Origin of the sequence: Streptomyces roseirectus (assembly GCF_014489635.1) — a bacterium.
Taxonomy (GTDB): Bacteria; Actinomycetota; Actinomycetes; order Streptomycetales; family Streptomycetaceae; genus Streptomyces; species Streptomyces roseirectus.
Map to the genome: position 1 here is coordinate 6573158 of NZ_CP060828.1, position 15088 is coordinate 6588245.

The 15088-nt window shown below is 70.1% G+C and carries 12 protein-coding genes; 3 read left to right on the forward strand and 9 right to left on the reverse strand.

Annotated features, from left to right (window positions below; genetic code table 11):
- Positions 1-10 precede the first annotated feature (10 nt).
- The 6 genes from mmsB to IAG44_RS28125 all read right to left on the reverse strand — a co-directional run bounded on the left by mmsB (position 11) and on the right by IAG44_RS28125 (position 7339).
- Positions 11-1258, reverse strand: a complete 1248-nt coding sequence (mmsB, locus tag IAG44_RS28100) for a multiple monosaccharide ABC transporter permease (protein WP_187749859.1) — start codon at positions 1256-1258, stop codon at positions 11-13.
- Positions 1255-2805, reverse strand: coding sequence for a multiple monosaccharide ABC transporter ATP-binding protein (mmsA, locus tag IAG44_RS28105; RefSeq protein WP_187749860.1), 1551 nt, complete (start codon positions 2803-2805; stop codon positions 1255-1257). The genes mmsB and mmsA overlap by 4 nt, the downstream gene beginning before the upstream one ends.
- Before the next feature lie 32 nt (positions 2806-2837).
- A complete protein-coding gene (gene chvE, locus IAG44_RS28110) occupies positions 2838-3944 on the reverse strand; it encodes a multiple monosaccharide ABC transporter substrate-binding protein (RefSeq protein WP_187749861.1) in 1107 nt (368 codons plus the stop codon).
- Positions 3945-4026: 82 nt separating this feature from the next.
- A complete protein-coding gene (locus IAG44_RS28115; protein WP_187749862.1) occupies positions 4027-4995 on the reverse strand; it encodes a hypothetical protein in 969 nt (322 codons plus the stop codon).
- Positions 4996-5180: 185 nt separating this feature from the next.
- Positions 5181-6185, reverse strand: coding sequence for a zinc-dependent alcohol dehydrogenase (locus IAG44_RS28120; protein ID WP_187749863.1), 1005 nt, complete (start codon positions 6183-6185; stop codon positions 5181-5183).
- Entirely contained in the window at positions 6182-7339 is a 1158-nt protein-coding gene (locus tag IAG44_RS28125; RefSeq protein ID WP_187749864.1) for a mandelate racemase/muconate lactonizing enzyme family protein, read from the reverse strand. Before IAG44_RS28125 ends, IAG44_RS28120 begins: the two co-directional genes overlap by 4 nt.
- Before the next feature lie 212 nt (positions 7340-7551).
- On the opposite strand from IAG44_RS28125, the gene IAG44_RS28130 reads away from it, so the two are divergent.
- Complete coding sequence (locus tag IAG44_RS28130; RefSeq protein WP_187749865.1) at positions 7552-8298, forward strand: SCO2400 family protein; 747 nt, start codon at positions 7552-7554, stop codon at positions 8296-8298.
- An 85-nt stretch (positions 8299-8383) separates the two neighbouring features.
- On the opposite strand, the gene IAG44_RS28135 is transcribed toward IAG44_RS28130, so the two are convergent.
- The 3 genes from IAG44_RS28135 to IAG44_RS28145 all read right to left on the reverse strand — a co-directional run bounded on the left by IAG44_RS28135 (position 8384) and on the right by IAG44_RS28145 (position 13206).
- Positions 8384-9535 (reverse strand): serine hydrolase domain-containing protein, encoded by a 1152-nt coding sequence (locus tag IAG44_RS28135; RefSeq protein ID WP_187749866.1) that lies wholly within the window; start codon positions 9533-9535, stop codon positions 8384-8386.
- The gene (locus tag IAG44_RS28140; RefSeq protein ID WP_187749867.1) at positions 9532-12036 is read right to left on the reverse strand and encodes a M14 family zinc carboxypeptidase; all 2505 of its coding nucleotides are present in this window, start codon (positions 12034-12036) and stop codon (positions 9532-9534) included. Before IAG44_RS28140 ends, IAG44_RS28135 begins: the two co-directional genes overlap by 4 nt.
- 171 nt (positions 12037-12207) lie before the next feature.
- A complete protein-coding gene (locus IAG44_RS28145) occupies positions 12208-13206 on the reverse strand; it encodes an NADP-dependent oxidoreductase (RefSeq protein WP_187749868.1) in 999 nt (332 codons plus the stop codon).
- A gap of 90 nt (positions 13207-13296) precedes the next feature.
- Between IAG44_RS28145 and IAG44_RS28150 the strand changes: the two genes are divergently transcribed.
- On the forward strand, positions 13297-13761 hold the full coding sequence (locus IAG44_RS28150) for a MarR family winged helix-turn-helix transcriptional regulator (RefSeq protein ID WP_187749869.1): 465 nt from the start codon (positions 13297-13299) through the stop codon (positions 13759-13761).
- A 52-nt stretch (positions 13762-13813) separates the two neighbouring features.
- Positions 13814-14620, forward strand: coding sequence for an EI24 domain-containing protein (locus IAG44_RS28155; RefSeq protein WP_187749870.1), 807 nt, complete (start codon positions 13814-13816; stop codon positions 14618-14620).
- Positions 14621-15088 lie beyond the last annotated feature (468 nt).

Below are 15088 nucleotides of genomic sequence, written 5' to 3' on the forward strand. Positions count from 1 at the left end.
CCGGAGATGGTTACGAACCGGACTTGCGCTTGTTCCAGACGTCGAACCCGACGGCCGCCAGCAGGGCGAGGCCCTTGATGACCTGCTGCCAGTCGGTGCCGACGCTCAGGAGGTTCATGCCGTTGTTGAGCACACCGAGGACGAGACCACCGATGATCGCGCCGAGGACGGTACCCACACCGCCGCTCATGGACGCGCCACCGATGAACGAGGAGGCGATCGCCTCCAGTTCGAAGCTGAGCCCCGCCTTCGGAGACGCCGCGTTCAGACGGGCGGCGACCACCAGACCCGCCAGGGCCGCGAGCACGCCCATGTTCAGGAAGACAAGGAAGGTGACCTTCTTGTCCTTGACGCCCGACAGCTTCGCCGCCGGGAGGTTGCCGCCGATCGCGTAGATGTGGCGGCCGAACACCGAGTTGCGCATCAGGTAGCCGTAACCCACCACCAGCACACCGAGGATGAGCAGGATGATCGGCGCGCCCTTGTAGCTGGCGAGCAGCATCGTGACCGCGAGGATCGACGCCGAGATCGCGACCAGCTTCAGCAGGAACAGGTTGAACGGCACGACGTCGAGCGAGAACTCCTGCTGCCGCCTGCGGTCCCGGACCTCCTGGAGGACCGTGAACGCGATCAGGACGATGCCCAGCAGCAGCGTGATGTTGTGGTAGTTGGTGTCCGGGCCGACCTCGGGCAGGAACCCGTTGCCCATCTTCTGCAGGCCGTCCGGGAACGGGCCGAGCGTCTGGCCCTCCAGCAGGATCTCCGTGAGACCGCGGAACAGCAGCATCCCGGCGAGGGTGACGATGAACGACGGTATGCCGAAGTAGGCGATGAGGAAGCCCTGTACGGCGCCGGCGACCGCCCCGATGAGCAGGCACAGCACCAGCGCGAGCGGCCAGGACACGCCGTGCTGCACGGTCAGTACGGCCGCGAAGGCCCCGACGAACGCCGTGATCGACCCCACCGACAGGTCGATGTGCCCGGCGATGATGACCAGCATCATGCCGATGGCCAGGATCAGGATGTAGCTGTTCTGCAGCACCAGGTTGGAGACGTTGCGCGGCAGCAGCAGGTCGCCGCCCGTCCAGACCTGGAAGAGCACGATGATCAGGCCGAGGGCGATCAGCATGCCGTACTGGCGCATGTTGCGGCGCAGGCCGTTCAGCACCAGCTGGAGGAGATTCCCGCCGGCCCCGGAACCCCCGCCCTTGCCGGGCGGAGCCGCTGCCGGGCTCTTGTCGGTCACGTCCGTGCTCATCGCGTTACCTCTTTGTCCTTCGTCATCTGACGCATCAGCACTTCCTGCGTGGCCTCGGCCCGCGAGAACTCACCCGTGAGCCGCCCGGCGGCCATGGTGTAGATGCGGTCGCACATGCCGAGCAGTTCGGGCAGCTCGGAGGAGATGAAGACGACCGCCTTGCCCTGGGCGGCCAACTGGTCGATGACCGTGTAGATCTCGTACTTGGCGCCCACGTCGATCCCGCGCGTGGGCTCGTCCAGGATCAGCACCTCGGGACCCGCGAAGATCCACTTGCTGAGGACGACCTTCTGCTGGTTGCCGCCGGACAGCTTGCCCACCGGCTCGAACACCGTCGGCGCCTTGATGTTCATCGACTTGCGGTAGCCCTCGGAGACCTGCTGCTCCTCGTGCTCGTCGACGATGCCCCGCTTCGCGACCTTGCTCAGCGCGGTCAGCGAGATGTTGCGGTTGATGGTGTCGATGAGGTTCAGCCCGTAGTGCTTGCGGTCCTCGGTGACGTACGCGATGCCGTGCTCGACGGCCTCGGAGACCGTCTTCGTGCGGATCTCCGTGCCGTCCTTGAGGACCGTGCCGTCCAGGTAACGGCCGTACGTGCGGCCGAAGACGTTCATCGCCAGCTCGGTACGGCCGGCCCCCATCAGGCCCGCGATACCGACGATCTCCCCGCGCCGCACGTGAAGTGACACATCGTCAACCACCTTGCGGTGCTGGTCGATCGGGTGGGCGACCGTCCAGCCCCTGACCTCCAGCGCGGGCGCGTCGCCCATGTCCCCGTCGTACGTGGAGCGTTCGGGGAAGCGGTGGTCGAGGTCGCGGCCCACCATGCCGCTGATGATCCGGTCCTCGGTGGTCTCCGCCGCCTTCACGTCCAGCGTCTCGATGGACCGGCCGTCGCGGATGATCGTCACCGAGTCCGCGACCTTGCGGATCTCGTTGAGCTTGTGGGAGATGATGATCGAGGTGATGCCCTGGTTCTTCAACTCCAGGATCAGGTTGAGGAGTTTGTCGCTGTCCTCGTCGTTGAGCGCCGCCGTCGGCTCGTCGAGGATCAGCAGCTTCACCTTCTTCGAGAGCGCCTTCGCGATCTCCACCAGCTGCTGCTTGCCGACGCCGATGTCGATGACCCGGGTGTCCGGGTGGTCCGTGAGGCCCACCCGGCGCAGCAACTCGGTGGCGTGCCGCAGGGTTTCACGCCAGTCGATGAACCCGCCCCTGGCATGCTCGTTGCCGAGGAAGATGTTCTCCGCCAGCGAGAGATACGGCGACAGCGCCAGCTCCTGGTGGATGATGACGATGCCGCGCTGCTCGCTCGCCCGGATGTCCTTGAACTCGCAAGGCTCACCCTCGAAGAGGATGTCGCCCTCGTAACTCCCGTGCGGATGAACGCCGGAGAGCACCTTCATCAAGGTGGACTTGCCGGCGCCGTTCTCCCCGCAGATGGCGTGGACCTCGCCCTGACGGACCGTCAGTGTGACGTCCGAGAGCGCTTTGACACCGGGAAAGGTCTTGACGATCGAGCGCATTTCCAGGACGGGTCCCGCCATGGTCGTGCCTTCCAATCCTTAAGGGCCGACGCTTACTTGAGCTGGTCCGCCGTGTAGTAGCCGCTCTGCACGAGTTCCTTCTCGTAGTTGGTCTTGTCGATGCTGACCGGCTTCAGCAGGAAGGCGGGAACGACCTTCTTGCCGTTGTCGTAGGACTTGGTGTCGTTGATCTCCGGCTTCTTGCCGTTCAGCGACGCGTCGACCATGTCGGTCGCGGACTGCGCGAGCTTGCGCAGGTCCTTGAAGACCGACATCGACTGCTGGCCCGCGATGATCGACTTCACCGACGCGATCTCGGCGTCCTGGCCGGTGATGACCGGCAGCGGCTTCGCGGCCGTGCCGTAACCGTCGGAGCGCAGCGCCGCGATGATGCCGATCGAGATGCCGTCGTACGGCGAGAGCACCGCGTCGACCCGGCCCGAGGTGTACGTCGAGGTGAGGATGTCCTCCATGCGACGCTGGGCGGTGGCGCCGTCCCAGCGCAGCGTGGTGACCTTGGTCAGCTCGGTCTGGCCGGACTTGACCACCAGCTTCTTCGAGTCGATGTACGGCTTGAGCACGCTCATCGCGCCGTTGAAGAAGTACCGGGTGTTGTTGTCGTCGTTCGAACCGGCGAACAGCTCGATGTTGAACGGGCCCTTGCCGCTCGCGAGCCCCAACTTGTCGACCAGGTACTGGCCTTGCAGCTGGCCGACCTTCTCGTTGTCGAACGACGCGTAGTAGTCGACGTTGTTGGTGCCGAGGATCAGCCGGTCGTAGGCGATGACCGGGATCTTCGCGTCGGCGGCCTGCTGGAGCACGTTGTCCAGCGACTTGTTGTCGATCGCCGCGACGATCAGCGCCTTCACGCCCTGCGCGATCAGGGTCTCGATCTGCGAGACCTGCTGGTCCGGCTTGTCCTCGCCGAAGACCAGCTTCGTCTTGTAGCCCTTGGCCTTGAGGTCCTTCTCGACGTTCGCGCCGTCGGTGATCCACCGCTCGGACGACTTGGTCGGCATCGAGATGCCGACCAGGGCACCCTTGGTGTCGCCCGACTTCTCCTCGCTGCCGCCCTCACCACTCTGGCCGCAGGCGGACAGGGTCAGGGCGAGGGAGGCGGCACCGGCTATGGCGGAGAGTACGACTCTGCGGTTGCGCATGGTGATCAATCCTTGTTCTTCTCGTCGTTGAGAGACCGGCGTCCCCGTCAGGCGCCGGGTCGTGCAAGCATCGGACGGCGGCTCAGTCCCCGGTCGGGAAGCGGTTCAGCGTCCCCGGCAGCCGGGAGCCGAGCGGCGCCATCTCGCCGTCCGCGCCGTGCCGGGCGAGCAGGTCCAGGGCGAGCCGGCCGCGCCGCACCCGCTCCCGGGCGGTGTCCAGGGTGACGTCCCGCAGGTGGGTGCCCCACGGGTAGATCGAAGGCGCCTTGGACAGACCGAACTTGAGGTACAGCGGTGCGCCGCGCCGGATCAGCTCGGCCACCTCGTACATCCGCACGTAGCCGCCGAGGTCGTCGGGGGCCTCGATGTACATGTCCATGGGAGCGCCCGACACCCGCCGGATCTCGGTGAGGTGATCCAGCGTCAGATCGCTGGGCACGTTGACCGAGTCGGCGCCCAGGCGCTCGTACACCGCGTACGCCGCCGGGTTGACCGGGCCGATCAGCGCGGACACCTTCAGCGTCGTGTCGGCCGGGATGATCCCCGCCTCACGGGCGCGGTGCAGCGTCCACAGCACGCCCTCGTCGGCGACGAGCAGGCACTTGACGCCCAACTCGGTGGCGCGGACGGCGTCTTCGACGCACCCGGCGACCGCGTCGTGGCCCCGGGCACGCAGCCCGCCGCCGCGCGAGTCGGTCCGGGTCGAGCCGCCGATGTCCCAGGTGCCGCGCGGGCCGGTGAACAGGCACAGCTCGATGTCGCGTTCGGCGGTCGCCTCGACCATCTCGGTGATCTCGGCGTCGGAGAGCATCCACACGCCGCTGCCCTGGCTGATCCGGTGGATCGGGACGTCGAGGCGCGAAGCCTCCTTCAGCACGACGGCCAGCGCTTCGGGACCCTCGCAGGAAGGGACCTCGGTGCGCCAGCGGCCACCGCCCGGGAACGTGTGGGCGGAGGCGTCGGCGGGGTCGAGGGCGGGCGCACCCAGGCCGAGCGCGGCGAGCACGGGCTCACCGGGGCGACGGGCTGCCGGAGCGGAAGCGTCGGTCACTGGCTTTCCTTCGTTGTCCTGGAGGTGCGATGCCCTGGCGGGACCGATCTCCGGGTTCGATATTTCGGACGAGGTTCGCGGCTCGGGGTAGGGGGGTGACGCGCGGGGTGATACCTGAGTCGTACTGGGTGTACGCCGGTACGGAGACCGTCAGGTCGCCCCCGTACCGGCGTACGACTTGGGGGCTACGGCTTCAGCAGCACCTTGCCGACCTTCGGATCCCCGGACCCCACCAGCTCGATCGCCTCGGAGAACTCGGCGAGCGGCAGCTCGTGGGTGACCAGGGGCAGCGGATCCAGCAGCCCGGCGCCGAAGACCCGCACGGTGTGCGCCCAGGCGTCCGGCGGCGCCCCGAAGACGGTGTGCACCTCCAGCTGGCGCACGACGAGGTCGGTCGGGTCGAGCCCGTCCGCACCCGCCGCCGGGATCCCGGTCAGCACCAGCCGGCCCCCGCGCCGCAGCAGCGAGGCCGCGGTCCGGGCCGCCGACGCGGAACCGGCCGTCTCGATGACGACGTCGAAGTCGTCCGGCAGCTCCTGATCGCGCGTACGGAAGTCGCTCGCGCCGAACTGCCGCGACAGCGCCTCCCGGTCGCCCCGGGTGCCCACGACGAGCAGTTCGCCCGGCGAGCCCGCCTTCAGGAACTGAACGGCGAACATGCCCAGCGTCCCGGTCCCGACGACCGCCACCCGCTCGCCCGGCAGCGCGTTCGCCTTGATCGCGGCGGCGGCGATGCAGGCGGCCGGTTCGAGGAGCGCGGCGGCGGTGAGGTCCGCGTCGTCCGGCAGGACGTGCAGCAACCGCGCGGGCAGCGTCAGCGTCGTCGCCATCGCGCCGGGCTGCGTGAACCCGGTCTCCTCGTAGCCGTCCGTGCACAGCGTCGTCTCGCCGGCGTGACACCGGTCGCACACCTGGCAGTTGCGGAAGCCCTCCCCGACGACCTTGCGGCCTACGAGAGTTGAAGGCACCCCGGCGCCGACCGACTCGACGGTCCCGGACCACTCGTGCCCCGGCGTGAGGGGGTAACGGACGTACCCCTCGGGCCGGTTGCCCTGGTACACCTCGCGGTCGCTGCCGCAGATGCCGGTCGCGTGGACCCGCACCAGCGCCTCGCCCGCCTCCGGCCGACGCGGGGTGTGCGGCTCGACCCGGTGCTCGCCGGGCGCCTGGACGACTACCTGGGTGCTCACTGCGTGCCCTTCGGCTTGCGCTGCTCCCAGCCCTCGGCCCACAGGTCGAACCGGGCCTGCTGCTGCGGGAATTCGGCCGCCGCGTCCACGTCCAGCTCGACGCCGAGACCCGGCGCGTCCGACAGCTGGAAGTAGCCGTCGACGACCTCGGGGGCGCCCTTGACGACCTTCTTGATCTCCGCGTCCGCGAAGTCGTTGAAGTGTTCCAGGATCTTGAAGTTCGGGGCGGTGAAGCCGACTTGGAGCGAGGCGGCGGTCAGCACCGGGCCACCGACGTTGTGCGGGGCGACCAGCATGTAGTGCGTCTCGGCGGTCGCCGCGAGCTTGCGGGTCTCCCAGATGCCGCCGATGTGGCCGACGTCCGGCTGGATGATGTCCACGGCCTGGCTCTCGAACAGCTCGCGGAACTCGATGCGGTCGTGGATGCGTTCACCGGTCGCGACCGGGATGTCGACCTTCGCCGCGACCTTTTCGAGAGCTTTCAGGTTCTCCGGCGGGCACGGCTCCTCCAGCCACGCGGGCTTGAAGGGGGCCAGCTCCTTGGCGAGCCGCACGGCGGTGGACGGCGAGAACCGGCCGTGCATCTCCAGCATCAGCTCCGCGTCGGGGCCGATCGCGTCGCGCACGGCCTCGATCAGCGAGACCGCGTACAGGCTCTGCTCGTGGTCGAGTTCGAAGTGGCCGGTGCCGAAGGGGTCGATCTTCAGCGCCTTGTACCCGCGCGCCATCACGCCCTGCGCGGCCTTGTGGTACGCCTCGGGGGTGCGCTCGGTGGTGTACCAGCCGTTGGCGTACGCCTTGACCTTGTCGGTCACCTTGCCGCCGAGCAACTGCCAGACCGGGACGCCGAGGGCCTTGCCCTTGATGTCCCAGCAGGCCATCTCGACGACCGCGATGCCGGACATCACGATCTCGCCGGCGCGCCCGTAGTCGCCGTACTTCATGCGGCGTACGAGGTCTTCCACTGCGAACGGGTCGGAGCCGAGAATGTGGTTGGCCTCGGCCTCGCGCAGATAGCCGATCAGTGCGTCGGTGTGGCCCAGCATCCGGGTCTCGCCGACTCCGGTGATCCCTTCGTCGGTGTGCACCTGGACGTAGGTCAGGTTGCGCCACGGCGTCCCGACCACGTGTGTGCTGATTCCGGTGATACGCACGGAAGTTGCCCCTCAGCTGTTCGAGATTTCGTCACACGTTCGAAATGCTGGCGTGACAGTAAGGACGGCGTGAGGGGAGTGTCAATGGGTCGAACGCATAACGGTTTCGACAGTTTCGATCCGGCCCATCAGGTTTCGGTCGCCTGTTCCCACGAAACCTCCACAGGACCCTCTAGGAACTCCACGTGTCGGGAACCTAGTCTTCCCGCGTCATGGACTACTGCCACACCTGCCGACGCCACCTGAACGGCGCACTCGCCTGTCCGGGCTGCGGGGCCACCGCCGAAACGTCGTACGGGTACGAGCAGGCTCCACAGCCGACGGCACCCATCGGGGACGCCGGTACTACGGGTACTACGGCCGGTACTACGGGTACTCCGGGCGTGACAGGCGTCACACCCCCCACCGGACCGACCGCAGCCGACGCGGACGGCGCGGACGACGACCCCACGCACCCCGCGCCCGGCGCGAGCCGTCGCGATCGCAAGGCGTCCGCGCACCGAAGACGCCGCCGCCGCGCGGCGATGATCGCGGCCGGCGTCCTCCTGCTGACCGGCGGCGCGGGCCTCGCCGAACTCGGCATGGACGCCCCCGGCCGCCCCTCGGGCAACCCGGCGGCGGCGGGCGGCGAGTCCGCCGAGGTCGACGACGCCTCCCCGGCCCCCGGCGATCCGGCGCTCCCGTCGGACGACCCCTCCTCACCTGCGCAGTCCGACCCCAGCGCGTCGGCCTCGCCCTCGCCCTCGGCGTCCCCCTCCGCCTCGGACGGCACGTCCCCCTCGCCCAGCGGGTCCACCCCCGCGACCACCCCCGCCGACCCGGCCTCCACGACCCCGGCGGACACCACCCCCGCGAACCCGGCCCCCGGCACCCCCTCCGCCGACCCGTCGCCCGCCGCGCCCTCCCCCCAGCCGTCACCCTCGGAAACCTGCAACCGGTTCCTGTGGTGGTGCACGTGACCAGGCGCTGACGTGCGAAGGCCGCACTCCGCAACCCCGGAGTACGGCCCCCGCGCGATCGGCAGGCGGTGTCCCACCGCCCCCCTCACCTCGCCAGCGCCGCCTCGTGCACCGCCCGCACCAGCCGTTCGTTCTCCGGTGCCGCCCCGCCCGGGAACGCCATCCGGCGCCGGGTGTACCCGTAGGCCAGCCCGCCGCGCGGATCGGCGAACGCCTGGGAGCCACCGGCACCGCTGTGCCCGAAGGAACCGGCGCCGAGGAACGGGTACGCGGTGTCGGCGACCGCCTGGAACCCGAGGCCGAACGACTTGTGCGCCCGGCCCACGAGGTCGTACCCGGTGGAGTGGATCTGCCCGACCTCGGCGAGCGTGTCCGGCTTCAGCAGCGGCGGACGCCCGTCCACCTCGAAGAGCACCGCCGCGTACATCCCGGCGAGCCCCCGCGCGGCCGCGACCCCACCGGCCGAGGCGGGCCCCTTCGCGCGCACGGCACGGGAGCTGGCGTGCGAGAGGAGGTCACCGGAGTCCGGCACATGGCCGTTGAACGCGATGGACGCCAGCGAGTGCGGGTCGCGCGGCACCGCGTCGAGTTCCGCCTGCTGCCGGGGAGTCGGCATCATCGGCTGCACGGACCGGTAGCGCGGTTCGAGCGCGTCCGGCAGCCCGAGGAAGAAGTCGAGCCCGTACGGCGCCCGCACCCGCTCCTCGAACACCTCCTGGAGCGTGTGCCCGGTCGCCCGCCGCACCACCTCACCCGTCAACGCCCCGATCACCAGGGCGTGGTAGCCGAACGCGGTGCCCGGACGCCAGAACGGCCGCTGGTCGGCGAGGCGTTCGGCGATCAGCCGGTCGTCGGCCAGCTCCGCCTCCGAGAACCCGGCGTCCAGACCGACCACCCCCGCCCGGTGCGTGATCAGGTCCCGCAGGGTCAGCTGGCCCTTGCCCTCGGCGGCGAACTCCGGCCAGTAGTAGGTGACTCTGCGGTCCAGCTCCAGCGTGCCGTCCTGCACCAGGAGCGCGACGACGAGATGGGCCGCGCCCTTGGTCGAGGAGAACACCCCGAACAACGAGTCGGGCTCCGTCTGTTCGCCCGCCCACAGGTCGACCGCTCTGCGGCCGTCCACCCAGGCGCACAACTGGCCCTCGTAGTCGGGCCGTTCGCTCGCCACGAACGCGGCGAATTCCTCCCGCACCGATTCGAAACCGTCCTGGACGGTGCCGTGGATCTCCAGCGTCATCCGCTCTCCTCAACCAGCCCGCTGCTTGCGTGTGCCATGGTGAACAATGCCTGTGCGACCTGGGGGAACTCCCCCTTGGGGTGAGCCCTGAAGAGGGGTTCCGTGCCGAACAGGACGGCATGCCGCCCGCTGACGACCGAAGGCCGCCCGGCGGCGTCGGCGGGCCCGCCCGCGCCGTCGGCCCCCGCCCGCCAGTGCCCGGAGACGAGCGGGTTCCCGGCGGCGTACCTCTCCTCGACGCGCACCCCCGCCCCGAGCCCGGTGAACCACACCGGCGCGTACACGAACGCGTACCCCGGCCGCGAACTCACCACCCTGACCACCCCGTTGGCGTCCCCGTTGCCCTCGACGGCGGTCACCGCCAGCACCCCGGCCCCGGCGCTGACCCCGGCCCCGACCATGCCCCGCCCGACCATCCCGCGCCCGGCGAGGAACGCGTCCAGCGCCGCCCGCGCCCCCGCGTCCAGCCGCCCGTGATCGAGCCCCGCCGACGCGAACAGCACGTCCACCGAACCCCAGTCGAACCCGGCGTTCAGCACCTCCGTGGAGACCGGCGTCACCTCGAAGCCCATCTCCCGCAGCGCGAACAACTCCCCGGCGGTACCGGCCGCCGCGACCCGGACCCGGTGCAGCGGAGCCGCCCCGGTGAACGGCGTCGACGTGAACGCGACGTCGTGGGCGCGGGCGACGGCCAGGGCCTTGCGGCGCGCGGACGCCGGGACGACGACACTGTCGGCTCCGTCGCGCCGCACCGAAACGCCCTGCCGCAGCAGCGAGTTGAGGGCCGCGTACGCCTGCGCGTCGTCGAGCCGCAGCCGCAGGTTCCCGTACGCGGGCACCGAACTCACCGGCGCCGCACCGGAGATGGCCCGCGCGGCGGGCAGCCGTCCGGCGGTGACCGGGGTGACCGTCGCACCCCACAGGCGGCCCAGGCTCCAGCCCGAGATGTCGTACATCGCCGACACCTTGCCGCTGATGTCCCGCCCGTCGGCCAACAGGGCGTTCGCCAGGCCCCGTTTGGGCTGCCGCATGTCGACCAGGTACGAACCCCGGGGATACCTACCGAAGTTGACGGTCGTACGCGTGACACGCACGTCGTTGGCGATCAGGTGGTCGACCAGCCGGGCGGCGGCGCTCGTGCCCGCCGCGATCACGTACGCGCGCGGGAAGGTCGTCGTGTAGACGTCCTCCGGGCCGATTCCCGGCACACCAGGGACAGTCGAGGAGGAGACCGGGGTCTGCGCCGCACCCCGGGCGCCCCGGCGGAACACCTCGATCTGGTCGTCGATCAGCGCCGTGCGGCGGGCGCGGACGAAGTCGAGGGTGGCGTTCAACGCGGCACCGGCGACGGCCGTGTTGATGCCGGAGCGGCGGCGCAGCTCCTCGACGGGCAGGTTGTAGGCCGCGTTGTTCACCGGGAGCGGGATCTCGACCGTATGCGCGGCGACCGTGCCGTGGAAGGCCGCGTACTGCGGGGTGAAGATGGGCGGCCAGTCGTCCCAGCCCTCGTCCTGGTCGCGGAACGGGATCTGCGCGGGCTCGACCCCGTCCCGACCCGGCGTGTAGCCCAGGGAGTTGACGGCCTTCTCCATGCCGAGGGCGTTCGCGTACGTGTTCTTCAGGAACAGGTCGTACTCGTAGTTCTCGCCGTGCGGGGGAGTCGTCGGCTCGATCAGGGTGCCGTTGACGTAGCCGTGCAGGTCCAGCATCACCGCTGGCTGCTTGTCGATCTGGATCTGCCGCATCACCCGCGTCTCCGGCTGCGAGGCGGTGACGAAGTCCCGGTTCAGGTCGAAGCCGCCGCCGTTCGCGCGGGTGCCGGCGATCCGGCCGTCCGGGTTGGCGGTGATGTTGAAGTACAGGCGGGTGTGGGCGAGGAGGTCCCTCGTACGGGCGTCGTTCGCCGTCGCGAGGCGTTCGATCAGCTTCAGGGAGGCGTCCGTGCCCTCCCACTCGTTGCCGTGGATGTTGGCGTTGAAGAAGACGGGGGTCTTGTAGCCGGGGAGCTGGCGCGCGGACGTGACACGGGCGTCCTCGATGAGGCGGCGCGCCCTCTCCTGCGCCCTCGCCCGCGCCGCGCTCTCCGGGGCGGTGACCGTGACGAGGTACAGCCGGTGCCCGCCCGCCGAGCGGCCCGTCACCTCCACGCTCACCCGATCGCCCAGCCGTTGCAGGGAGTTCAGCTTCGGCGCGATCGCGTGGTACGGGGTCAGGCCCAGCTTGACCGACTTGTCGCCGGGGTTCACCGGGTCCGGGGCGAGGACCTGGCGCCGGGGGTAGCCGCGGGTGTCCGACGCGAGGTCCGGGGCGGGGGCGGTGAGCGCGCGACTCGCCGCGCTCGCCGGGGAGTCGGCGGCCTCGGCCGTGAACTCCCGTTCCCTGGTGAGGGGTTCGTTCTCGGCCGTCGCGGTGTGCGGGGTGAGCAGGAGTGAGCCCGTCGCGGTGAGCGCGAGGGCGGTGATCAGCAAAGGTCTGGCAGGGGTGGCTCTCGTGGTGCGCACGCGTACCTCCTCTGTAGATCCGTAGATCGGTACGGCGAGATGTACCTGTTCGACTCAACGGCAACAAGAGGGTGTCTGCGCGAAAGCGAAAGCCGCACCCCACGTCCGGGGGTGCGGCTTCCGTGCGCGGCGGGGTCCCGGGAGCGGTCCGGGCTCCCGCGCGCGGGTCGGTCAGAGCTTGACGACCGCCTTGCCGATGTTGTCGCCGCGCAGCACGCCGAGGAACGCGTCCAGCGTGTTCTCGACGCCCTCGGTGACCGTCTCGCGGTACTTCAGCGCGCCCGAGGCGACCCACGGGGCGACCTCGGCGACGAACGCGGGCTGGAGGTCGTACTGGTCACCCACGAGGAAGCCCTCGATGCGCCCGCGCGTCTGGATGAGGCGGGCGAGGTTGCGGGGGCCGGGGGCGGGCTCGGTGTTGTTGTAGACCGAGATCATCCCGCAGACGGCGATCCGGCCGCCCACGTTGAGCGAGCCGATCGCGGCTTCGAGGTGGTCCCCGCCGACGTTGTCGAAGTAGACGTCGACGCCGTCCGGAGCGGCCTCGCGCAGCAGGTCGGAGACCTTGCCGGTCTTGTAGTTGAACGCGGCGTCGAAGCCGTACTCCTCGACGAGGAGCTTGACCTTCTCGTCGGACCCGGCGGAGCCGATGACGCGGGAGGCGCCCTTCAGCTTGGCGATCTGCCCGACCTGGCTGCCGACGGCGCCGGCCGCGCCGGAGACGAAGACCGAGTCGCCCTCCTTGAACGAGGCGGTGCGCAGCAGGCCCGCGTACGCGGTGAGGCCGGTCATACCGAGGACACCGAGGTACGTGGACAGGGGCGCCGCGTCGGCGTCGACCTTGACGGCCTGCTTCGCGTCGAACGTCGCGTACTCGCGCCAGCCGCCGAAGTGCAGGACGTGGTCACCGGGGGCGATCCCCTCGGCATTGGACTCGATCACCTCGCCGACCGCGCCGCCCTGCATGGCCTTGCCCAGTTCGAACGGCGGGAGGTACGACTTCGCGTCGCTCATGCGCCCGCGCATGTACGGGTCGACCGAGAGGTACTTGTTGCGGACCAGGACCTGACCCTCACCGGGCTGGCGGACCTCCGCCTCGACGAGGGCGAAGTCCTCGGTCTTCGGCCAGCCGACGGGGCGGCTGAGCAGGTGCCATTCACGGTTGATCATCGGGGCCCTTTCCTCGCATTACTTCACTACCTGAAACAACAATGCCCCTGAATATTTCATGTTGTCAAGTATCGGGGTACGCTGGTGCGCATGGTCACAGAGAGCACCCGCCGCCACGACCCCCTCACCATGGAGGTCATCGAACTCATCGGCGAGGTCGTGTCCCGTTTCCACGAGGACTACGAGACGGCGGCCACGGCACACTCCCTCACGGGCGCGCAGGCCCGCCTGCTCTCCCTCCTCGCCCTCGAACCGCTTCCCATGCGCAAGATCGCCGAACGCCTCAAGTGCGAGCCGTCCAACGTCACGGGCATCGTCGACCGGCTCGAGACCCGGGGCCTCGTCGAACGCCGACCCGCGCCCGCGGACCGCCGCGTCAAACTCGCCGCCGTCACCGAGGAGGGGCGCCGTACCGCCCGCGACCTCCGTGACGCGCTCCACTTCGCGCGCGAACCCTTCGCCGAGCTGAGCCCGGTCGAACGGGAACTCCTGCGCGGGCTGCTCCGCAGGATGCTGGGCGAGTCGTCGGCTCAGGGCGACGCCCCCGCGCAGTAGCCGCGAACGCCGGGGGAGGGGTGTTGTCAGTCGGGGCCGATAGAGTTTTGGTATGCGCGATCTTGGGGTGGGTTTCGGGTTTCTGGTGCAGGGGCAGCGATGGGTCGCCCGGCACGGGAAGCAGTACGGGTTCGGGCTGATCCCGGGCCTGATCACGCTGGTGCTGTACGTGGCGGCGCTGGGCTCGCTGATCCTGTGGGGCGGCGACCTCGTCGCCTGGGCCACGCCCTTCGCGGACGACTGGTCCAGCCCGTGGCAGGGGATCTTCCGGGGCTTCCTCACCGTCGTCCTGTTCGCGCTCGCGCTCCTGCTCGCCGTCCTGACCTTCACCGCCGTCACGCTGCTGATCGGGCAGCCGTTCTACGAGAGCCTGTCGGAGAGCGTCGACAGGGACGTCTCGGTGGACGGCACCGCGCCCGAGTCGGGGCTGCCGCTCTGGCGGGACCTGTGGGTGTCCGCGCGGGACAGCGTCCGGGTGCTCGCGCGGGCCGGGCTGTGGAGCCTCCTGTTGTTCGGCCTCGGCTTCGTACCGGTCGTCGGCCAGACCGTCATCCCCGTCCTCGGCCTCTTCGTCACCGGCTTCTTCCTCACCGAAGAACTCACCTCCGTCGCCCTCCAACGCCGAGGCATCGAACTCCGCGCCCGCCTCACCCTCCTCCGCACCCGCAAAACCCTCGTCTGGGGCTTCGGCACCCCCCTCGCCCTCGCCTTCCTCCTCCCCGTCGTCGCCGTCTTCCTCATGCCCGGCGCCGTAGCAGGCGCCACCCTCATGACCCGCCACCTCCTCGAAGAGGAGAACGAGCAGGACGACGACGAGACCGAGACCGCCGACGACGAGACCCGGGCAAACACGGTCTGACCACCCCGACGCGGCACGACAGGCCCCCGTCCGCCCACACCCACCAGCCCCCTGAACGCCGCCGGGACGGAACAGGAGCCCATCAACACCGTCCCGCGACGGCTCAGCTCGCCGCACCCCGTGTGCCCTCGGGCAAGCGACCGGCCGTCGGAAGCAGCCCCGGCACGACCGTCCCGCGCCGCCGCCCACTTCACCCAGCCCCACCCCGCCCTCGGCCTCCAGGCCAGGCGGACGCCCATCGATACCGCCCCCGGCACGGACCACCCCGCAACGCCCCCCACCTCGCCCGGCCAGGCGGCTGCCCGTCGGAAGCAGCCCCGGCGTGTGCCCCCGCAATGCCGTCCCCCTCACCCGGCCGGGGCCCTCGCCCCGCTCTCCGCCTCCTGGCCCGGCGGACACTCGTCAGCACCGCCCCCCGGCACGGCCGTCCCGCGTGGCTCACCTCGCCCGGCCATGCCCGATCCTCCG

Excerpts from the sequence above, each read along its gene's own strand:
- IAG44_RS28150 (WP_187749869.1), top strand. The coding sequence starts at position 13,297 with ATGGTCACAGAGAGCACCCGCCGCCACGACCCCCTCACCATGGAGGTC.
- mmsB (WP_187749859.1), bottom strand. The coding sequence starts at position 1,258 with ATGAGCACGGACGTGACCGACAAGAGCCCGGCAGCGGCTCCGCCCGGC.
- chvE (WP_187749861.1), bottom strand. The coding sequence starts at position 3,944 with ATGCGCAACCGCAGAGTCGTACTCTCCGCCATAGCCGGTGCCGCCTCC.
- IAG44_RS28155 (WP_187749870.1), top strand. The coding sequence starts at position 13,814 with ATGCGCGATCTTGGGGTGGGTTTCGGGTTTCTGGTGCAGGGGCAGCGA.
- IAG44_RS28145 (WP_187749868.1), bottom strand. The coding sequence starts at position 13,206 with ATGATCAACCGTGAATGGCACCTGCTCAGCCGCCCCGTCGGCTGGCCG.
- mmsA (WP_187749860.1), bottom strand. The coding sequence starts at position 2,805 with ATGGCGGGACCCGTCCTGGAAATGCGCTCGATCGTCAAGACCTTTCCC.
- IAG44_RS28135 (WP_187749866.1), bottom strand. The coding sequence starts at position 9,535 with ATGACGCTGGAGATCCACGGCACCGTCCAGGACGGTTTCGAATCGGTG.
- IAG44_RS28130 (WP_187749865.1), top strand. The coding sequence starts at position 7,552 with ATGGACTACTGCCACACCTGCCGACGCCACCTGAACGGCGCACTCGCC.